Source organism: Pseudorhodoferax soli (assembly GCF_003337555.1).
GTDB classification, from domain to species: Bacteria; Pseudomonadota; Gammaproteobacteria; order Burkholderiales; family Burkholderiaceae_C; genus Pseudorhodoferax; species Pseudorhodoferax soli.
This window is the reverse complement of the sequence record NZ_QPJK01000010.1, coordinates 221,394-240,141: the sequence shown is the minus strand read 5'-3', so window position 1 is coordinate 240,141 and position 18,748 is coordinate 221,394. Positions and strand designations below refer to the sequence as shown.

Genomic DNA, 18,748 nt, shown 5'->3' with positions numbered 1-18,748 from the left:
GGCCACACCCACGCGAGCGACCGAGCCGGGAACAGTCGGCTGTCGAACACCTCTGTGCGCTTATAGGTGCGCTGGTGCACCTTCATCTGGGTGTGCACCGCGATCTGGGGAAGCAGCCTTACGATCATGATCTACCCTGTTCGAGCATAGTAGAGCCTACCTCGTCCTTCGTGGACGGCGCTACCGTGTTCATTCCGATAGATTACATAGAGCTCGACGGTCAACCTGGCTCCGGCCGACCTGCCCAAGGATTCCGGCCGCTTCGACCTGCCCATCGCACTGGGCATCCTGGCGGCCAGCGGACAAGTCGACGCCGGACGGCTGGCCGGCCACGAGTTCGCCGGGGAGCTGTCGCTGTCGGGCGAACTGCGGCCCGTGCACGGCGCGCTGGCCATGAGCCTGGCGCTGCACGGCCAGGCCCACCCGCCCACGCTGGTCCTGCCGCCCGGCAGTGCCGAGGAGGCCGCCCTGGTGCCGGACATGCAGGTCGTGCGTGCCCGGCATCTGCTGGACGTGGTGGCCGCGTTTCCGCCGGGCGGCAGCCCCGCAGCGCCTGCGGGCGATGGCTGGACCCTGCTGCAGGCAGGCCTGCCGCCGGCCGCCGCCGCGGGCCCGGACCTGGCGGATGTCAAAGGCCAGTCCGCTGCCAAGCGGGCGTTGGAGATCGCTGCCGCTGGCGGGCACAGCGTGCTGCTGGTCGGGCCGCCGGGCAGCGGCAAATCCATGCTGGCGCAACGCTTTGCCAACCTGCTGCCACCCATGCACACGGAGGAAGCCCTGCAAAGCGCCGCGGTCGCCAGCCTGGCGGGGATTTTCTCGCTGGGGCAGTGGATGCGCCGGCCCACCCGCGCACCACACCACACGGCCAGTGCCGTGGCCCTGGTCGGCGGCGGATCGCCACCCCGGCCCGGCGAGATCTCGCTGGCGCACCACGGCGTTCTGTTTCTGGACGAGCTGGTCGAGTTCCCCCGTGCCGCGCTGGAAGCCCTGCGCGAGCCCCTGGAGACGGGGCGCATCGCGATCGCCCGCGCCGCCCAGCGCGCAGAGTTCCCTGCACGCTTCCTGCTCATCGCGGCCATGAACCCCTGCCCCTGCGGGTACTTCGGCGCCACCCACCGCGCCTGCCGCTGCAGCCCCGACCAGGTGGTGCGTTACCAGTCCAAGCTCAGCGGTCCGTTGCTGGACCGGATCGACCTGCACCTGGAGCTTGCCGCGCTGGCGCCCCAGGAACTGCTGGACACGCCGGCCGCCGAGAGCACCGCCACGGTGCGTGAGCGCTGCACCGCGGCGCGCGCGCTGGCCCTGCAGCGGCAGGGCCAGTGCAACCAAGCCCTGGCCGGCCAGGACCTGGAGCGCCATGCCGCACGCACCGAGGAGGCCAGCCGCTTCCTGAACCATGCCGCGGCGCGGCTGGGCTGGTCCGCCCGCGGCATCCACCGCGCGCTGCGCGTGGCGCGCACCATCGCCGATCTGCAAGGCAGTGAGAAGCTGCAGACCAGCCACGTCGCCGAGGCGGTGCAATACCGCCGGGCGTTGCGCAGCCCCGCGGCCGGTTGATCCGCCCTCAGACGCTCAGTGGCGCGCTCTGCGAGACCGGCACCTCGGCCAGGTCCCGCTGGACCATGGCCTCGTGCAGCAGGTAGCAGGTGTCCATCTGGGCATGCACCTCGTGCCAGATCGGACGCACCATCGCGCGCAGGCTGCTGTAGACCTGCGAGACGCGCATCAGCGAGGGGATGCGCATGCCGCGGTGCTCGATCGGCGCGCCGACGGTTTCGATCTGCACGCCGCCGCGTGCGAAATGCTTGGCCAGGCGCGGTTCCGTCAGCGTGAACAGGTATTCGACGCCGGCACGCTGGGCCAGCGCCACGGCGCCAAAGTACAGGCTCACCGGAATATTGGGAAAGCGCGCCGAGGGATCGCTCGAGCTGTCGCGCGCGGACAGGGCCACCGGCCGGTGAAGCTCGCCACGGCGGCGGCGGAACTCGCCCATGACGGCCAGCCGGGACACCTCGGCGATGCGTTCGCGCGGCAATGCCGCGGGATCGATGATGCGGCGGTCCAGCGTGTCGCGGCAGGATTGCTCGAAGGGCAGCGGGGCATCCCGGTCCCGCGGATCCGTCAGCACCACCCGGGCACAACCTACGGGACGAACATTGTCGTCATTGGTCCGGACAATGCAGTGCAGCGCATGCCGGTCGTAGCCATCCACCTCCCGCTGCTCGGTACGCACCGGCTCGAACCCCAGCTCCCGGGCGTACACGTCGTGGCGCACAAAATACACTTCGTCTCTCGCCGCGGCGTCCAAAGCTGGTGCAATACGGAAATATTGCCCAAACCGCTCGCTGGCGGGAGAGGTTTCAAAAGTTTTCATGACTTTTATGTGATCTGGGCGTTGCGCGACGTGCTCAACGGGTGTAGGCGGATGCTATTGGTTTTTGTAGGCGAACACCGCTACAAAATGTCAGTGAACGTGAATAGTTCCCTTGACCGTCCCTGCATCTGAACTATTTTTTGTTCCGGTTTCGTTACGACTTGCGCGTTTTGCCGCGATGGCAGGCGAGACGGTGCTCTCGTCTGGGTCAAGAAAAAAAAGGCCGGGCGCATGGCGCCCGGCCTTTTTTTGATGACGGATAACGGTTTTCGCGCTACGAGCCGTTCCAGGCCGCGGTGTTGCCACGCGCCCGGGCGGTGCCGTTCTGCACCAGCACGGGGCTGCCCACGGGCACGGCCTCGGCCTGCTCCACGGTGCGCACGCTGCCGTCGTCCATGCGGACGCGAACTGCGTAGGCGGTGTTCTGCCGTACGCGCTTTTCAACCTCGTTGCCGGCAAAACCGCCGCCCACGGCCCCGATCACCGTGGCCACGGCGCGACCACTGCCGCCGCCGACCTGGTTGCCCAACAGGCCACCGACCACGCCGCCTGCCACCGCCCCCACGCCGCTGCCCTGGCCGGCCCGCTGCACGGCGCTCACGGCGACGACGGTGCCGCAGCTTTCGCAGCGCGCCACGGGCGCGGCCGCAGGGGCCGCAGCCGGTGCCCGGACGACTGCAGGCGCAACGCGAGGCGCCGGCGCCGGTGCGGTCGGTGCGCTGTGCGTGGCAGGCTTGGCCGCCGCCGTGGGCGCGCCGTCAAAGGGCATCAGGCCCGATGCATGGCTGGCCGGCGGCTCAGCAGCACCGCGGGGCAACTGCGTCCCCAGCAGGGTGCCGCCGAGACCGGCGACCGCCACGGCCAGCGCGCCGACGGCGATCCACAGCGTCTTGTTTCCCGAGCGGGCAGGGATCGAAGGGGAAGTTTGGTGTTCTTGCATGGTCACTCCTCGAAGCAGAGCGCAAGCGCGCTCCGTGGATCCAAGGCTATGCAAGCAGCGTCGCTGGCCGGTGTCTCATTTGTAAGACACCGTAAAACCTTCTCTGCGGCCGAGCGCGGCTGTTCAGAGCTGCGGCGCCAGCGCCCGCTCGAGTTCGGCCACAGGCACGCCGCGGCGCCGCGCCAGGTCTTCCACCTGGTCCTGGCCGATCTTGCCGACGTTGAAATAGGTGCTGTCCGGGTGGCCGATGTAGAAGCCGCTCACGCTCGCAGCGGGCGTCATGGCCCAGCTGTCGGTCAACCCCATGCCGATGTCTTCGCACTGCAGCAGCGTGAACATGTCCCGCTTGACGCTGTGCTCGGGGCAAGCCGGGTAGCCCGGGGCGGGCCGGATGCCGCGGTACTGCTCACGGACCAGCTGCTCGTTGTCCAGCGCCTCGCCGGCCGCATAGCCCCACAGGTCGGTGCGCACGCGGTGGTGCAGGCATTCGGCGAAGGCTTCGGCCAGCCGGTCGGCCAGGGCCTTGAACATGATGGCCGAGTAGTCGTCCAGGTCGTCGACGAAGCGCTTCTCGCGCGCCTCGGCACCGATGCCGGCTGTGACGGCGAACATGCCGGCGTAGTCGGCCACGCCGCTTCCCGCCGGCGCCACGAAGTCGGCCAGGCAACGGCTGGGCCGTGGCACGCCGTCGATCACCTGCTTCTCGGTCTGCTGGCGCAGGCCATGCCAGGTCAGCGCGGTGTGGCTGCGCGTCTCGTCCGTGTAGAAGGCGATGTCGTCGTCGTGCACGCTGGCGGCAGGGTACAGCGCAACGATGCCGTTGGCCGTGAGCCAGCGGCCCTCGATGATCCGCTGCAGCATGCGCTTGCCGTCGCTGAACACGCGCTGCGCCTCGGTGCCCACGATCTCGTCCTTGAGAATGGCCGGGAACGGGCCGGCCAGGTCCCAGGTCTGGAAGAAGGGACCCCAATCGATGTACCGGGCCAGTTCGCCCAGGTCGAAGTTCTTGAACACGCGCCGGCCGATGAACTTGGGGCGGGTGGGCTGGTAGGCCGCCCAATCCACCGGCGTCTTGTTGGCACGCGCCTTGGCCAGCGGCCACAGTGGCACCTGCTTCTTGTTGGCGTGCTGGTGGCGCACCTTGTCGTAGTCGGCGTTGAGCTCGGCGATGTACGCACTGGCCTGGTCGGACAGCAGGCTCTGCGCCACCCCCACGCTGCGCGAGGCATCGGGCACGTAGACCACAGGGCCTTCGTAGTGCGGCGCGATCTTCACGGCGGTGTGCACGCGGCTGGTGGTGGCGCCGCCGATCAAGAGCGGAATCTTCTTGATGCGGAAGTGTTCGTCCTTCTGCATCTCGCCGGCCACGTACTGCATCTCCTCCAGGCTCGGCGTGATCAGGCCCGACAGGCCGACGATGTCCGCGCCCTCGACCTTGGCCTTGGCCAGGATCTCGTGGCACGGGACCATCACGCCCATGTTCACCACCTCGAAGTTGTTGCACTGGAGCACGACGGTGACGATGTTCTTGCCGATGTCGTGCACGTCGCCCTTCACCGTGGCAATGACGATCTTGCCCTTGCTGCGCACGTCGCGGCCGGCGGCCTCGTCGCGCAGCTTCTCTTCTTCGATGTAGGGGATCAGGTGCGCCACGGCCGACTTCATCACGCGGGCCGACTTCACCACCTGCGGCAGGAACATCTTGCCGGCGCCAAACAGGTCGCCCACGATGTTCATGCCGGCCATCAGCGGGCCTTCGATCACGTGCAGCGGGCGGCCGCCCTTGGCCAGGATGGCCTGGTAGGCCTCCTCGGTGTCGAGCACGATGAAGTCGGTGATGCCGTGCACCATGGCGTGGGCCAGCCGCTGTTCCACGCTGACCGGCGCCTCGGGCGTGCCGCGCCATTCGAGCTTCTTGCTCTCGTCCTTGGCGCCGCTCTTGGCGGTCTCGGCGATCTCGACCAGCCTCTCGCCCGCATCGGGCCGGCGGTTCAGAACCACGTCTTCCACGCGCTCCCGCAGCTGCGGCTCCAGGTCGTCGTAGACGCCCACCATGCCGGCGTTGACGATGCCCATGTCCATGCCGGCCTGGATCGCGTGGTACAGGAACACGGTGTGGATGGCCTCGCGCACCGGGTCGTTGCCACGGAAGCTGAAGCTCACGTTGGAGACGCCGCCCGACACCTTGGCACCCGGCAGGTTCTGCTTGATCCAGCGCACGGCTTCGATGAAGTCGACGGCGTAGTTGTTGTGCTCCTCGATGCCGGTGGCCACCGCGAAGATGTTGGGGTCGAAGATGATGTCTTCGGGCGGAAAGCCCACCTCGTCCACCAGCACGCGGTAGGCGCGTTCGCAGATCTCGGTCTTGCGCGCGAAGGTGTCGGCCTGGCCCTGCTCGTCGAAGGCCATCACCACAGCCGCCGCGCCGTAGCGCCGCACCAGCCGCGCCTCGTGCTTGAACTTCTCGACACCCTCCTTCATGGAGATCGAGTTGACGATGCCCTTGCCCTGGATGCAGCGCAGGCCGGCCTCGATGACCTCCCACTTCGAGCTGTCCACCATGATGGGCACGCGCGCGATGTCGGGCTCGCTGGCGATCAGGTTCAGGAAGCGCACCATGGCCGCCTTGCTGTCCAGCATGGCCTCGTCCATGTTGATGTCGATGACCTGGGCGCCGTTCTCGACCTGCTGGCGCGCGACCGACAGCGCCTGGTCGAACTCGCCGTTCAGGATCATGCGGGCGAACGCCTTGGAGCCGGTGACGTTGGTGCGCTCGCCGATGTTGACGAACAGCGTGCCCGCCCCGATGGCGACAGGCTCCAGGCCGGACAGGCGCATGGGCGGCGGCGTGGCGGCTTCGGAAGCGGAAGAAGGGGCGGCAGTGTCGTGGGTCATGGTCTCACCTGGGCATCCGATCGGGCGATCAAGGGGCCGGTGAGCGTCGTTGCGGATGCGGTCCCAAGCCTGACGGACCGGTGGTCCGCTGCAACGCTCCTTGGGAGGCGCGAATTCTAGTGTTGCCAACGCTGTGCCACCGACCATGAGAATATTGGACTATTCTTTGGACCATTCAGGAGCCTGGCATGCATGTCTCTGTCACCGACGCCAAGGGGCAACTGACCGACCTGGTCCGCCGCGCGGAAGCGGGCGACGACATCGTGCTGACACGTCACGGCCACCCCGCCGTTCGGCTGGTGCCGGTGCAGCCCGTCTCCAACCAGGCGGCACGTCGGGCGCTGCTGGCCGCCGTGCGCAGCGCCGGGGCGGCCAAGGCACGTCCCGGGCCCGGCGCGGCGCGCAGCCAGGACGCGCTGTACGACGACGACGGACTGCCCGCGTGATCGCGGTCGATACCTCGGCACTGATGGCCATCGTGTTGGACGAGGCTGACGCCGACCGTTGTGCAGCCGTTCTCACAGCGGAACATCGGCTGCTGATTTCCGCCGGCACGGTGGCTGAAGCGCTGATCGTCGCCGGCCGGCGCGGTGTGGGGGAGGAAATGGAACGCCTGCTCGACGGCTTGGGATTTGAAGTCGTCAGCGTCACCTCGGCCGGCGCACACGATGTGGCGCAGGCCTACGGGCTGTGGGGCAAAGGTATTCATCCGGCGGGGCTGAACTACGGCGATTGCTTTGCTTATGTGCTCGCCAAGACGCACGGGTGCAAGCTGCTCTATGTCGGCGACGACTTCGCGCGGACCGACATCGGATCGGCGCTTCCATAGCGCCCAGCAAGCCTGGCCTTGCGGCGCTCAAGCGTCCGCATCGACCACATAGTCCGGGAACTGCGTTCGGATCTCGTCCACTGCAGACAAGGTGCCCGACAGATGCGTGCGCACAGCCTCCTGCGCCGCCGGGCCGTCGCCCGCCGCGATGCCGGCCGTGATGGCGCGGTGGTCGCGCAGGATCGACGCGGTCTTGCCCGCCGTGGGCAAGTGCAGCCGGCGCAGCCTGTCCACATGGCCCGAGGTGCGGCCGACCAGCTCCCACAGAGCTTCCATGCCGGCCGCCGCATACATCAGCCGGTGGAACGCGCGGTCGGCCGCGACGAACTCGCCGTATTGCTGCGCCTCGGCCAGCGCCTGCTGCAGGCCCACCTGGCGCTCCAGCGCCGCCACCAGCCCCAGCGGGCGCTGCGCGGCCAGTTCGCGCACCAACTCCAGTTCGATCGCGCGCCGCAGGAAATGCGCCTGCCGGGCCGCCGTCAGGTCGATGCGGCTGACCACCGTGGCGTGCTGCGGGAACACGTCCACCAGCCCTTCTTCATTCAGGCGCAGCAGGGCCTCGCGCACGGGCGTCTGGCTGATGCCGAATTGCTCGGCCAGGGCCTGGCGCGCCAGCACGGTGCCGGGCACGAGCTCCAGTTCCAAAATGGCCTCGCGCAACCGCTCCAGCACCTGCGGCGCGGCCAGGCGCGTGCGGTCCAGGCGGATCTTGGGCAAGGCGTTCATGAGGCGATTCTGCGTTGACGTACTAATATATTAGTGTTTCAATCCTGCGCCGACAAGCTGAAAACCCTCGCAAAACACACCAAGGAGATGAACATGCACCGTCGAACGATCGTTCAAGGCGCGATCGCCGGGCTCGCCGCCAGCGCCCTCGCGCTGCCCGCACTCGCCCAGGGCACCTGGCCGACCGGCAAGGCGATCACCTACATCGTCCCGTTCCCACCCGGCGGCAACACCGACACGCTGGCCCGCGTGATCGCCCCGGCGCTGTCGACCGCGCTGGGCACGCCCGTGGTCATCGACAACAAGGGCGGCGCGGGTGGCAGCGTGGGCTCGGCCATCGCAGCGCGCGCGGCACCGGACGGCTACACCATCCTGGGCGGCACCATCAGCTCGCACTCCATCAACGGCAGCCTGTACGCCAAGCTCGACTACGACCCGGTCAAGTCTTTCGCGCCCGTCGCCATGCTGGGCTCCGGGCCGCTCGTGCTGGTGGTCAATGCGAGCAGTCCGTACAAGACCTTGAACGACGTGCTGGCCGCCAGCCGCGCCAAGCAAGGCGGCCTGTCCTCGGCCTCGCCCGGCAACGGCACCTCGCCGCACATGGCGCTGGCCCTGCTGGGCTACCAGTCCGGCGTGGCCTTCACGCACGTGCCCTACAAGGGCAGCGGCCCGGCCGTGCAGGACCTGGTCGGCGGCCAGGTGGACATGATGTTCGACACCACGCTGATCGTCGGCCCCCACATCCAGTCGGGCAAGCTGCGGCCCATCGCGGTCAGCAGCGCCAAGCGGCTGGAGTCGCTGCCTGACGTTCCCACCATCGCCGAAGCCGGCCAGAAGGGCTTCGACATGGGCTCCTGGCAGGCGGTGTTCGCACCCGCCGGCACACCCAAGGCCATCGTCGACCGGCTGCACGCGGAGATCATGAAGATCGTCGCCACGCCCGAGGTGCAGGCCCGGCTCAAGGGCTTCGGCATGCTGCCCTCCGACATGACGCCCACCCAGCTCGGCGACTACCAGAAGAGCGAGGTCGACAAATGGGCCAAGGTGATCAAGGCCGCCGGCATCAAGGCTGAATAGAGACCCACCTTCCACAGACATCCCCGATGACACGACGCACTTACGACAGCCTGCGCAGCGCGCGCTGGTTCGCCCCTGACGACTTCCGCTCCTTCGGCCACCGCTCGCGCGTGCTGCAGATGGGCTATGGCTACGAAGACTGGAAGGGCAAGCCCATCATCGCCATCGTCAACACCTGGAGCGATGCCAACCAGTGCCACACGCACTTCAAGCAGCGCGTGGAAGACGTGAAGCGCGGCGTGTTCCAGGCCGGCGGCTTCCCGCTGGAGCTGCCGGCCATCAGCCTGTCGGAAAGCATGGTCAAGCCCACCACCATGCTCTACCGCAACTTCCTCGCGATGGAGACCGAAGAGCTGCTGCGCAGCCACCCGGTGGACGGCGCCGTGCTGATGGGCGGCTGCGACAAGACCACGCCGGGCCTGACCATGGGCGCGCTCTCCATGGGCATTCCCTTCATCTACCTGCCGGCCGGCCCCATGCTGCGCGGCAACTGGAAGGGCCAAGTGCTGGGCTCGGGCTCGGACGCCTTCAAGTACTGGGACGAGCGCCGCGCCGGCCGCCTGTCCGATGAGGCCTGGCACGAGATGGAGGCCGGCATCGCGCGCAGCCACGGCACCTGCATGACCATGGGCACGGCCGCCACCATGATGGGCATCGCCGAGTCCATCGGCCTCACGCTGCCGGGCGCGTCCAGCATCCCCGCGGCCGACGCGAACCATGTGCGCATGAGCGCCGAATGCGGCCGCCGCATCGTCGACATGGTGTGGGACGACCTGACGCCCGCGAAGATGCTCACGCGCGCCAACTTCGAGAACGGCATCGCCTGCGCCATGGCCATGGGCTGCTCGACCAACGCCATCATCCATTTGATCGCCATGTCGCGCCGCGCCGGCCATCCGGTCAGCCTGGACGACTTCGACGACTTCAGCCGCCGCGTGCAGGTCATCGCCAACATCCGGCCCAGCGGCGACGCTTACCTGATGGAAGACTTCTTCTACGCCGGCGGCATGCGCGCGATGCTCGAGCGCATCCGCCCGCACCTGAAGACGGAAGCACTGACCGTCAACGGCAAGACCATCGGCGAGAACATCGCCGGCAGCGAGGTCTACAACGACGACGTGATCCGGCCACTCGACAACCCGATCTATGCCGAAGGCGCGCTGGCCGTGCTGCGCGGCAACCTGGCGCCCGACGGCGTGGTGATCAAGCCCAGCGCGGTCGCGCCGCACCTGCTGCGCCACACCGGCCGCGCGCTCGTGTTCGACGACTACCCCAGCCTCAAGAAGGCGGTGGACGACCCGGACCTGGACGTGACCGGCGACGACATCCTGGTGCTGCGCAACGCCGGCCCGCTGGGCGCCGGCATGCCCGAGTGGGGCATGCTTCCGATCCCGACCAAGCTGCTGAAAGAGGGCGTGAAGGACATGCTGCGCCTGTCCGACGCACGCATGAGCGGCACCAGCTACGGCGGCTGCCTGCTGCACTGCTCGCCCGAGGCGGCCATCGGCGGGCCGCTGGCGCTCGTGAAGACCGGCGACCGCATCACGGTGGACGTGCCGGCCCGCACGATCCACCTGGAGATCAGCGACGCCGAATTGGCCCAACGCAAAGCCGCGTGGACGCCCCCGCCGCCCCGCTACGAGCGCGGCTACGGCTGGATGTTCGGCCGCCACATCAAGCAGGCCAACGAGGGCTGCGACTTCGACTTCCTCGAAACCACGTTCGGCCAACCCGTGCCGGAACCCGACATCTTCTGACCAGGACCCTTCCATGAAGCAAGAAACCCGCGACCAGCTGATGAAGGTCAGCACCGCCACCCTGTGCACCGCCCTCTTCAAGCGCGGCCTGCGCAACCAGATGATCCAGGATGTGCGCCCGCTGAACCCCAACGGCCCGAACATGGTCGGCGAGGCCTTCACGCTGCGCTACATGCCGGCGCGCGAGGACCGCAACGGCATCGAAGTCTTCAAGAACCGCGACCACCCGCAGCGCGTGGCCGTGGAGCAGTGCCCGCCCGGTGCCGTGATGGTGATCGACAGCCGCAAGGACGCGCGCGCCGCCTCGGCCGGCGGCATTCTCGTGGCGCGGCTGATGCAGCGCGGCGTGGCCGGCGTGGTGACCGACGGCGGCTTCCGCGACAGCCCCGACATCGCCAAGTACGCCATGCCGGCCTACCACCGCCAGCCCAGCGCGCCGACCAACCTGACGCTGCACGAGGCCATCGAGATCAACGGCCCCATCGGCTGCGGCGACGCGCCGGTGTTCCCGGGTGATGTGATCGTGGGCGATGCCGAAGGCGTGCTCGTGCTGCCCGCGCACCTGGCCGACGAGATCGCCGCCGAGGCCACCGAGATGACGGTGTTCGAGGATTTCGTGCAGGAGAAGGTCATGGAAGGCCGCAGCATCCTGGGCCTGTACCCGCCGACCGACGAGAAGAGCCGGACGGACTTCGCCGAATGGCGCAAGGCCAAGGGCCGCTGAACTTTTCAACTTTGGAGGAGACACCCGAATGCAACGCAGAACCTTCGCCCTGGCCGCCACGCTGATGCTGGCCGCGCCCGCCTTCGCCCAGAGCTTTCCGACCAAGCCCATGACCATCGTCGTGCCCGCCTCGCCCGGCGGCGCCATCGACCTGGCGGCACGCCTGATCGGCCAGAAGTTCACCGAGGCCTGGGGCCAGCCGGTCGTCATCGAGAACAAGACCGGCGCCACCGGCGTGATCGGCACCGACTTCGTGGCCAAGGCCGCGCCGGACGGCCATGTGCTGGCGTTGGTGGCCAGCAGCCACGCCATCAACCCCAGCATGTTCAAGAAGCTGCCGTTCGACACGGTCAAGAGCTTCGAGCCCGTGGTGCAGACGCACACCGTACCGCTGGTGCTGGTGGTGGCGCCCGATTCGCCATTCAAGACCATGCAGGACGTGATCGCCTACGGCAAGAAGAACCCGGGGCAACTCAGCTTCGCGTCGAGCGGCAACGGCGGCGCGCCGCATTTCTCGGGCGAGCTGTTCCAGAGCATGGCCGGGCTGCAGATGCAGCACATCCCCTACAAGGGCAGCACGCTGGCGCATCCGGATTTGATGAGCAGCCGCGTCTCCATCATGTTCGACACGCTGGCCGCGACCAGCGCCCAGATCAAGGGCGGCAAGCTGCGCGCGCTGGCCGTGACCACGCCCAAGCGCCTGCCGGCCTTCCCCGATGTGCCCACGGTGGCCGAAGCCGGCCTGCCCGGTTACGAGACCAGCACCTGGGGCGGCCTGCTGGCCCCGGCCGGCACGCCCAAGGCCGTGGTCGCCAAGCTTGCGGCCGAAACCACGCGCATCCTGGCGCTGCCCGATGTGCGCGAACGCATGCTGGCCGCCGGCGTGGAGCCGGTCGGCGGCACGCCCGAGCAGTACGCGGCCTTCATCGGCAGCGAGATGGTCAAGTGGGGCAAGGTGGCGAAGGCGGCCGGCATCGAGCCGGAGTGATGTCCAGAGCGGTGCACCGTGCACCGCCGTGCGCCACGCTCAGAGCCGCGCCAGGCTGCAGCGGCAGCGGTACAGATGGGTGCAGAGCGCGTCCCAGCGCTCGGTGATCACCTGCTGGGGCACCCCGCCAGCCCGCGCGCCCAGCGGGCGCTCCGCCGACGTGTCGGCCCGCAGCGCCGGTCCGGACCTGGGGCGTTCGCCGTCCCAGGTGCGCGACGCAGCTGAAGATCTGCCTGTTCTCATCGCGACCCCTCCGTTTCGGAAGACAGCGCTGCTGCACGCAAGAGCGATGCCTGGCCGCGCCACCGCGTAGCGCCGCCGGCACCCGACATATTTCTGAGGGTAAACCCTGTTTGCATACGCATGCAAACCGCCCAGCATGAATACGTATGCAAACCTTCCAACCCTGATCCGTTCCGAAAGCCCACCCATGATCCGATACCTCAAGCGCGGCAAGGACGTGCAAGTCCGTGCCGACGACGACGCCAAGGTGCGCGCCACCGTTGAAACCATCATCAAGGACATCGAACAGCGCGGCGACGAGGCCGTGCGCCAGTACAGCCGCCAGTTCGACAACTGGGACCCGGCCGATTTCCGCCTGAGCCAGGCCGAGATCGAAGCCGCGCGCAAGAGCCTGTCCGCCCGCGAGATCGAGGACATCGCCTTCGCGCAGAAGCAGGTGCGCAACTTCGCGCAGATCCAGCGCGACTCGATGCAGGACGTGGAGGTCGAAACCTACCCGGGCGTGGTGCTGGGTCACAAGCACATCCCGGTCAACGCGGTGGGCTGCTACATCCCCGGCGGCAAGTACCCGCTGCTGGCCTCGGCCCACATGAGCGTGCTGACGGCCAAGGTGGCCGGCGTGCCGCGCATCGTCTCCACCGCGCCGCCCTACCAGGGCCAGCCGCACCCGGCCATCGTGACCGCCATGTCCATGGCCGGCGCCGATGACATCCTGGTGCTGGGCGGCGTGCAGGCCGTGGTCGCCATGGCCGTGGGCACGCCCAGCCTGGCGCCTGTGGACATGCTGGTCGGCCCGGGCAACATGTTCGTGGCCGAAGCCAAGCGCCAGCTGTACGGCCGCGTGGGCATCGACCTGTTCGCCGGCCCCACCGAGACGCTGGTGATCGCCGACGACAGCGTGGACGGCGAGATGTGCGCGGTCGACCTGCTGGGCCAGGCCGAGCACGGGCCGACCTCGCCCTCGATCCTGCTGACCACCAGCGAGAAGCTGGCGCACGACACCATGGCCGAGATCGAGCGCCAGCTCAAGATCCTGCCCACGGCCGGCATCGCCGCGCAGAGCTGGGCCGCCTACGGCGAAGTCATCGTCTGCGACACCGACGAGGAGATGCTGCAGAAGGCCGACGAGATCGCCTCCGAGCACGTGCAGGTGATGACGCGCGACCCGGACTACTTCCTCGCCAACATGACCAACTACGGCGCGCTGTTCCTCGGCCCGCGCACCAACGTGAGCTTCGGCGACAAGGTCATCGGCACCAACCACACGCTGCCCACCAACAAGAACGCGCGCTACACGGGCGGCCTGTGGGTCGGCAAGTTCCTCAAGACCTGCACCTACCAGCGCGTGCTGACCGACGAGGCCAGCGCCACGATGGGCGCCTACTGCTCGCGCCTGTGCCATATGGAGAACTTCGCCGGCCACGGCGAGCAGGCCAACCTGCGCGTGCGCCGCTACGGCACGCGGGCCGAGGTGCCTTGGTACCAGCCGGTGCCGTTCGAGGCATGAGCACCGCCGTAGCCCAGGCGTTGCCGAAGGCGCCCAGCTTTCGCCTCGACGGCCGCCGCGCCCTCGTCACCGGCGGCAGCCGCGGCATCGGCCTGGCGGCGGCCACGGCGCTGGCGCAGGCCGGCGCCCATGTGACGCTGGCCGCGCGCGACGCCGCCGGGCTGGACGCCGCGGCCACCTTGCTCCGGCAAGCCGGCTGCGCCTGCGACACGCTGGCGCTGGGCGTGGGCGACCGCGCCGCCGTGGCCCGCGAACTGGGCGCGCGCGCGCCGTTCCAGATCCTCGTCAACAACGCCGGCACCAACCGCCCCAAGCCGCTGGTCGATGTGCTGGACGAAGACATCGACGCCGTGCTCGACCTGAACGTCAAGGCCGCGTTCACCGTGGCCCGCACCGTGGTGCAGGGCCTGCTGGCGGCCAAGCTGCCCGGCTCCATCATCAACGTCTCCTCGCAGATGGGCCACGTGGGCAGCCCGCGCCGCACGCTGTACTGCGCCAGCAAGCACGCCATGGAAGGCATGACCAAGGCCCTGGCCTGGGAACTGGGCCACGCCAACATCCGCGTGAACACGGTGTGCCCGACCTTCATCGAGACCGAGCTCACGCGCGGCATGTTCGAGGACGCAACGTTCCGCCAGTGGGTGCTGGAGAAGATCGCGCTCGGCCGCCTGGGCCAGATCGAGGAGACCATGGGCGCCTTCGTGTTCCTGGCCAGCGACGCGTCCAGCCTGGTGACGGGCAGCGCGCTGATGCTGGACGGCGGCTGGACGGCGGCATGAAGAGCAGCGCCACCGCCCAGGAGGTCGCGCGGCTGGCGCAGGTCTCGCAGTCGGCCGTCAGCCGCACCTTCACGCCGGGCGCCAGCGTGTCGGAGGAAACGCGGGCCAAGGTGATGGCCGCCGCCGCCCAGCTCGGCTACCGGCCCAACGCCATGGCGCGCAGCCTGATCACGCGGCAAAGCCGCATCGTCGCGCTGGTGATGAGCTACCTGGAGAACCAGTTCTACCCGCTGGTGATCCAGACCCTCTCGCAGAAGCTGCAGAAGCAGGGCTACCACGTGCTGATGTTCATCAGCGACCTGGACGAGGCCGACGAGGTGATGGCCGAGATCCTGCAGTACCAGGTCGACGGCATCGTGCTGGCCTCCACCATGCTGTCGCCCAGTCTGGCGAGCAGTTGCGCCGCCTCTGGCGTGCCCATCGTGCAGTTCAACCGCGTGGCCGACACCAGCGCCACGGCGCGCTACGGCACCAACGCCGTCACCTCGGACAACCGCCGCGGCGGCGCCATGGTGGCCGAGCTGCTGCTGGCGCGCGGCTTCGAGCGCATCGCCTTCATCGCCGGGCTGGAACGTTCGTCCACCAGCGTGGAACGCGAGCGCGGCTTCAACGAAGCGCTGGCCGAGGCCGGCCACAAGGTCTACCGCCGCGCCGTGGGCGACTACAGCTTCGAAGGCGCGCAGGCCGCCACGCGCGCGCTGTTCGCGGCCGAAGGGCTTCCGCCCGACGCCCTGTTCGTCGCCAATGACCACATGGCCATCGCCGCGATGGACGTGCTGCGCAATGAACTCGCCTTGCGCGTGCCCGAGGACGTGAGCGTGGTCGGCTTCGACGACGTGCCCCAGGCCGCCTGGGGCGCCTACCAGCTCACCACCGTGGTGCAGAGCGTGGAGAAGATGGTGGCCGCCACCGTGGAGCTGCTGCACGGCCAGATGCGCGGCGATGCGCCGCCGCGCCACGTGGTCGTGCCGTGCGAACTGGTGCTGCGTCGGTCGGTGCGGCCGCCGGCCAATGCATCGGGCGCCGCGAGCGACTGACGCCACTCCACACCCACATCCCCCTTCTTTCGATCCCAGGAGACAACCCGATGAAGATCAACCGCCGCACGCTGGGCGCCTTCGCCCTGCTCGCCACCACCGCACTGGCACCGCTGGCCGCATGGGCCCAGGCCGCCGACTGGCCCAGCAAGCCGATCCGCTACGTCGTGCCCTTCTCCACCGGCGGCGTGTCCGACGGCGTGGCGCGCCTGATCGCCCTGCACCTGGGCGAGCGCCTGGGCCAGCCGGTGGTCGTGGACAACAAGCCCGGCGTCTCGGGCATCCTCGGCACGCAGGCCGTGGCCCGTGCCCAGCCCGATGGCTACACCTTCATGGGCGGCACCATCACCACGCACGCCGTCAACCCGTTCTTCTCCAAGAACCTGGGCTACGACCCGGTGAAGGACTTCGTGCCCGTGAACCTGGTGGGCATGGTCAGCAATGTGCTGGTGGTGCCCGCCGGCAGCCGCTTCGACTCGGTGCAGCAGATCACCGCTGAACTGAAGGCCAAGCCCGACAGCCTGACCTACGGCACGGCCGGCGCCGGCACCTCGCAGCACCTGTCGGGCCAGCTCTACCAGAGCCTGACCGGCACGCAGCTGCGCCAGATCATCTACAAGGGCGGCTCGCAGGCCATGGTCGACCTGGTCGGCGGGCAGATCGACATGGTCTTCGAGACCGTGGCCGCAGCCCGGCCAATGATCGACGCCAAGCGCGTGAAGGTGCTGGGCGTCACGTCCAAGGCACGGCTGGCGGACCTGCCGGGCGCGCCCTCGCTGGCCGAGGCCGGTGTCACGGGCTTCGAGATGCAGTCGTGGCAGGGCGTGTTCGCGCCGGCCGGCACGCCGCAGCCCATCGTGGACCGGCTGGCGCGCGAGGTGGCCACCATCGTCGCCATGCCCGATGTGCAGGCCCGCCTGCGCAACATGGGCGTGGAGCCCGATGGCCGCGTCTCGGCGCCTTTCATCGAATTCCAGCGCGCCGAAGTCGCCAAGTGGGGCAAGGTGATCCGTGACGCGGGCATCCAGGCCGAATGACAACCCAAAGAGATCCACGCACCATGAAGCCCTCCTCCCTCACCCGCCGCACCACCCTGCTCGGCCTGGCCCTGGCCGCCGCCTCCCTCGCCGCCCCGGCCCAGGCACAACCCGCCGGCTACCCGCAGACCGGCCGCGTCGTCATCGTCGTGCCGTTCGCGCCGGGCGGCGCCACCGACATCATCGGCCGCCTGATCGCAGACGAACTCGGCAAGCGCTGGGGCACGGCCGTGGTAGTGGACAACAAGGCCGGCGCCGGCGGCGGCATCGGAACAGAGTTCGTCGCGCGCGCCAAGCCCGACGGCTACACCTTGCTGCTGGGAACCCAGACCGCGCTGTCGGTCAATCCGCACCTCATCAAGAAGCTTCCCTACGACGTGGAGAAGGACTTCGCGCCCATCACCCAGCTGGCCAGCACGCCGCTGGTGCTGCTGGCCGGCAACAAGTCCGGCGCGAAGACGGTGCAGGAACTCGTGGCCACGATCAAGGCCAAGCCCGACGCGATCTCCTACGGCACCAGCGGCAACGGCACCTCGCAGCACCTGACCACGCTGATGCTCCTGAACCGCATCGGCGGCAAGGCCGTGCACATCCCGTACAAGGGCAGCAGCCAGTCGCTGACCGACCTGGCCGGCAACCAGATCGACATGCAGTTCGACAACATGACGACGGCGCTGGCCTTCGCCAAGAACGGCCAGGCCAAGGCCCTGGCCGTGACCAGCCTGGCGCGCACCGAGTTGCAGCCCGACCTGCCCACGCTGGCCGAATCCGGCGTGCCCGGTTTCGAGGCCGTGACCTGGCTGGGCTTGCTGGCACCCGCCGGCACGCCGCCCGACGTGGTGAACACCCTGAACAAGGAGGTCGTGGCCGTGCTGGCATCGGCCCCGGTCAAGGCCAAGCTGGCGGCCCAGGGCTTCACGCCCAAGCCGATGACCCCCGAAGGCTTTCGCAGCTTCATTCAGGACGAGACGCGCAAGTTCGGCGAACTGATCAAGACCAACCACATCACCATCGACTGAGAGGCGACACCATGGACATCCGACACCCCCTGGACGACCGCATGCCCGCACTGCTGAAGAGCGGCCAGCGACTGCGCGGCATCTTCAACGGCCTGCCCAGCCCGGCCATCGTGGAGATGTGCGCCTACGCGGGCTTCGACTTCGTCGTCATCGACAACGAACACGGCAGCGCCGACCTGGAGACCACCGAGAACATGCTGCGCGCCGCGCGTGCCAGCGGCATCCCGGCGGTGGTGCGTTGCCTGCGCCACGACATCGCGCGCGTGCTCGACATGGGCGCCGGCGCGCTGCAGATCCCCATGGTCAACACGGCCGACGATGCGCGCGACCTGGTGCGCCGCGTGCGCTACCCCGGCGTGGGCGAGCGCGGCAGCGCGTTCAGCACGCGCGCGGCGGGCTATGGCGCGTTCGGCGGGCGCACGCATGCGCAGCGCAGCAACGAAGGCATCGCGCTGATCGTGATGGTGGAGACGCCCGAAGCCGTGGCCAACGCCGGCGCCATCGCGGCGGTGGACGGGGTGGACGCGGTCTTCGTCGGCCCCAACGACCTCTCGCACGCCATGGGCTACGCCGACGACTGGCGCAGGGCCGAGGTGCAGGCCGAGATCACGCGCGCGCTGAAGGCCGTGATCGCGGCCGGCAAATGCGCGGGTACGCTGGGGCTGACGCTGGACGACGAAGAGAAGCACGCGGCCATCGGGGCGCGGTACTTCGCGACCGTGTCCACGGGGCTCATCACCAAGGCGTTCCGCGAGGCGGCCGTAGCGGGTCGCAGCGCCGAGGCCGTGGCGCTGAAGTACTGACGCCGAGACCACG

Annotated in this window: 17 protein-coding genes, 1 pseudogene and 1 riboswitch; of the genes and pseudogenes, 13 read left to right on the top strand and 5 right to left on the bottom strand. The window is 68.8% G+C overall.

Annotated features, from left to right (window positions below):
- Positions 1-216 precede the first annotated feature (216 nt).
- A pseudogene (locus tag DES41_RS30450) lies at positions 217-1,557 on the top strand (YifB family Mg chelatase-like AAA ATPase); the annotation flags it as partial.
- A 7-nt stretch (positions 1,558-1,564) separates the two neighbouring features.
- Here DES41_RS30450 and DES41_RS30445 read toward each other — a convergent pair.
- The 3 genes from DES41_RS30445 to metH form a co-directional block, all read right to left on the bottom strand.
- Positions 1,565-2,374, bottom strand: a complete 810-nt coding sequence (locus tag DES41_RS30445; RefSeq protein WP_114471372.1) for a PEP-CTERM/exosortase system-associated acyltransferase — start codon at positions 2,372-2,374, stop codon at positions 1,565-1,567.
- Between the two features lie 274 nt (positions 2,375-2,648).
- Positions 2,649-3,314 (bottom strand): outer membrane lipoprotein, encoded by a 666-nt coding sequence (locus DES41_RS30440; RefSeq protein WP_114471371.1) that lies wholly within the window; start codon positions 3,312-3,314, stop codon positions 2,649-2,651.
- Between the two features lie 123 nt (positions 3,315-3,437).
- Positions 3,438-6,209 (bottom strand): methionine synthase, encoded by a 2,772-nt coding sequence (gene metH / locus DES41_RS30435; RefSeq protein ID WP_114471370.1) that lies wholly within the window; start codon positions 6,207-6,209, stop codon positions 3,438-3,440.
- 34 nt (positions 6,210-6,243) lie between these two features.
- Positions 6,244-6,317, bottom strand: a riboswitch (S-adenosyl-L-homocysteine riboswitch).
- A gap of 80 nt (positions 6,318-6,397) precedes the next feature.
- Here metH and DES41_RS30430 point away from each other — a divergent pair.
- Positions 6,398-6,655, top strand: a complete 258-nt coding sequence (locus DES41_RS30430; protein ID WP_114471369.1) for a type II toxin-antitoxin system Phd/YefM family antitoxin — start codon at positions 6,398-6,400, stop codon at positions 6,653-6,655.
- Positions 6,652-7,038: a type II toxin-antitoxin system VapC family toxin gene (locus DES41_RS30425; protein WP_114471368.1), complete on the top strand. Its 387-nt coding sequence runs from the start codon at positions 6,652-6,654 to the stop codon at positions 7,036-7,038. The genes DES41_RS30430 and DES41_RS30425 overlap by 4 nt, the downstream gene beginning before the upstream one ends.
- Before the next feature lie 27 nt (positions 7,039-7,065).
- Here the strand turns inward: DES41_RS30425 and DES41_RS30420 are convergent, their stop codons facing one another.
- Positions 7,066-7,764 carry a GntR family transcriptional regulator gene (locus tag DES41_RS30420; protein ID WP_114471367.1) on the bottom strand — a complete coding sequence of 233 codons (699 nt, stop codon included), beginning with the start codon at positions 7,762-7,764 and terminating at the stop codon, positions 7,066-7,068.
- 93 nt (positions 7,765-7,857) lie between these two features.
- On the opposite strand from DES41_RS30420, the gene DES41_RS30415 reads away from it, so the two are divergent.
- From DES41_RS30415 to DES41_RS30400, 4 genes are read left to right on the top strand one after another with little or no spacing between them, the layout of a single operon-like run.
- Positions 7,858-8,841, top strand: coding sequence for a Bug family tripartite tricarboxylate transporter substrate binding protein (locus tag DES41_RS30415; protein WP_114471420.1), 984 nt, complete (start codon positions 7,858-7,860; stop codon positions 8,839-8,841).
- Between the two features lie 26 nt (positions 8,842-8,867).
- The gene (gene araD, locus DES41_RS30410; RefSeq protein WP_114471366.1) at positions 8,868-10,598 is read left to right on the top strand and encodes an L-arabinonate dehydratase; all 1,731 of its coding nucleotides are present in this window, start codon (positions 8,868-8,870) and stop codon (positions 10,596-10,598) included.
- A 13-nt stretch (positions 10,599-10,611) separates the two neighbouring features.
- Positions 10,612-11,322: a ribonuclease activity regulator RraA gene (locus DES41_RS30405; protein ID WP_114471365.1), complete on the top strand. Its 711-nt coding sequence runs from the start codon at positions 10,612-10,614 to the stop codon at positions 11,320-11,322.
- Positions 11,323-11,350: 28 nt separating this feature from the next.
- Positions 11,351-12,310 carry a tripartite tricarboxylate transporter substrate binding protein gene (locus DES41_RS30400; protein WP_114471364.1) on the top strand — a complete coding sequence of 320 codons (960 nt, stop codon included), beginning with the start codon at positions 11,351-11,353 and terminating at the stop codon, positions 12,308-12,310.
- A gap of 39 nt (positions 12,311-12,349) precedes the next feature.
- Here DES41_RS30400 and DES41_RS38035 read toward each other — a convergent pair whose 3' ends face one another.
- Complete coding sequence (locus tag DES41_RS38035; RefSeq protein ID WP_147282982.1) at positions 12,350-12,553, bottom strand: hypothetical protein; 204 nt, start codon at positions 12,551-12,553, stop codon at positions 12,350-12,352.
- Positions 12,554-12,740: 187 nt separating this feature from the next.
- Here DES41_RS38035 and hisD point away from each other — a divergent pair, with 187 nt between their 5' ends.
- The 6 genes from hisD to DES41_RS30370 are packed head-to-tail and all read left to right on the top strand — an operon-like array spanning position 12,741 to position 18,735.
- Positions 12,741-14,060, top strand: coding sequence for a histidinol dehydrogenase (gene hisD / locus DES41_RS30395; protein ID WP_114471363.1), 1,320 nt, complete (start codon positions 12,741-12,743; stop codon positions 14,058-14,060).
- A complete protein-coding gene (locus DES41_RS30390; protein WP_114471362.1) occupies positions 14,057-14,839 on the top strand; it encodes an SDR family NAD(P)-dependent oxidoreductase in 783 nt (260 codons plus the stop codon). The genes hisD and DES41_RS30390 overlap by 4 nt, the downstream gene beginning before the upstream one ends.
- On the top strand, positions 14,836-15,876 hold the full coding sequence (locus tag DES41_RS30385) for a LacI family DNA-binding transcriptional regulator (RefSeq protein WP_114471361.1): 1,041 nt from the start codon (positions 14,836-14,838) through the stop codon (positions 15,874-15,876). Before DES41_RS30390 ends, DES41_RS30385 begins: the two co-directional genes overlap by 4 nt.
- 50 nt (positions 15,877-15,926) lie before the next feature.
- Positions 15,927-16,913 (top strand): Bug family tripartite tricarboxylate transporter substrate binding protein, encoded by a 987-nt coding sequence (locus tag DES41_RS30380; RefSeq protein WP_114471360.1) that lies wholly within the window; start codon positions 15,927-15,929, stop codon positions 16,911-16,913.
- Between the two features lie 23 nt (positions 16,914-16,936).
- Positions 16,937-17,932: a Bug family tripartite tricarboxylate transporter substrate binding protein gene (locus DES41_RS30375; protein ID WP_114471359.1), complete on the top strand. Its 996-nt coding sequence runs from the start codon at positions 16,937-16,939 to the stop codon at positions 17,930-17,932.
- An 11-nt stretch (positions 17,933-17,943) separates the two neighbouring features.
- Positions 17,944-18,735 (top strand): HpcH/HpaI aldolase family protein, encoded by a 792-nt coding sequence (locus tag DES41_RS30370; RefSeq protein WP_114471358.1) that lies wholly within the window; start codon positions 17,944-17,946, stop codon positions 18,733-18,735.
- Positions 18,736-18,748: the final 13 nt, after the last annotated feature.

What these genes read in the sequence shown, in the direction of transcription:
- DES41_RS30445 (WP_114471372.1), bottom strand. Translation starts at nt 2,374, where the DNA reads ATGAAAACTTTTGAAACCTCTCCCGCCAGCGAGCGGTTTGGGCAATAT.
- DES41_RS30440 (WP_114471371.1), bottom strand. Translation starts at nt 3,314, where the DNA reads ATGCAAGAACACCAAACTTCCCCTTCGATCCCTGCCCGCTCGGGAAAC.
- metH (WP_114471370.1), bottom strand. Translation starts at nt 6,209, where the DNA reads ATGACCCACGACACTGCCGCCCCTTCTTCCGCTTCCGAAGCCGCCACG.
- DES41_RS30430 (WP_114471369.1), top strand. Translation starts at nt 6,398, where the DNA reads ATGCATGTCTCTGTCACCGACGCCAAGGGGCAACTGACCGACCTGGTC.
- DES41_RS30420 (WP_114471367.1), bottom strand. Translation starts at nt 7,764, where the DNA reads ATGAACGCCTTGCCCAAGATCCGCCTGGACCGCACGCGCCTGGCCGCG.
- DES41_RS30415 (WP_114471420.1), top strand. Translation starts at nt 7,858, where the DNA reads ATGCACCGTCGAACGATCGTTCAAGGCGCGATCGCCGGGCTCGCCGCC.
- araD (WP_114471366.1), top strand. Translation starts at nt 8,868, where the DNA reads ATGACACGACGCACTTACGACAGCCTGCGCAGCGCGCGCTGGTTCGCC.
- DES41_RS30405 (WP_114471365.1), top strand. Translation starts at nt 10,612, where the DNA reads ATGAAGCAAGAAACCCGCGACCAGCTGATGAAGGTCAGCACCGCCACC.
- DES41_RS30400 (WP_114471364.1), top strand. Translation starts at nt 11,351, where the DNA reads ATGCAACGCAGAACCTTCGCCCTGGCCGCCACGCTGATGCTGGCCGCG.
- DES41_RS38035 (WP_147282982.1), bottom strand. Translation starts at nt 12,553, where the DNA reads ATGAGAACAGGCAGATCTTCAGCTGCGTCGCGCACCTGGGACGGCGAA.
- hisD (WP_114471363.1), top strand. Translation starts at nt 12,741, where the DNA reads ATGATCCGATACCTCAAGCGCGGCAAGGACGTGCAAGTCCGTGCCGAC.
- DES41_RS30390 (WP_114471362.1), top strand. Translation starts at nt 14,057, where the DNA reads ATGAGCACCGCCGTAGCCCAGGCGTTGCCGAAGGCGCCCAGCTTTCGC.
- DES41_RS30385 (WP_114471361.1), top strand. Translation starts at nt 14,836, where the DNA reads ATGAAGAGCAGCGCCACCGCCCAGGAGGTCGCGCGGCTGGCGCAGGTC.
- DES41_RS30380 (WP_114471360.1), top strand. Translation starts at nt 15,927, where the DNA reads ATGAAGATCAACCGCCGCACGCTGGGCGCCTTCGCCCTGCTCGCCACC.
- DES41_RS30375 (WP_114471359.1), top strand. Translation starts at nt 16,937, where the DNA reads ATGAAGCCCTCCTCCCTCACCCGCCGCACCACCCTGCTCGGCCTGGCC.
- DES41_RS30370 (WP_114471358.1), top strand. Translation starts at nt 17,944, where the DNA reads ATGGACATCCGACACCCCCTGGACGACCGCATGCCCGCACTGCTGAAG.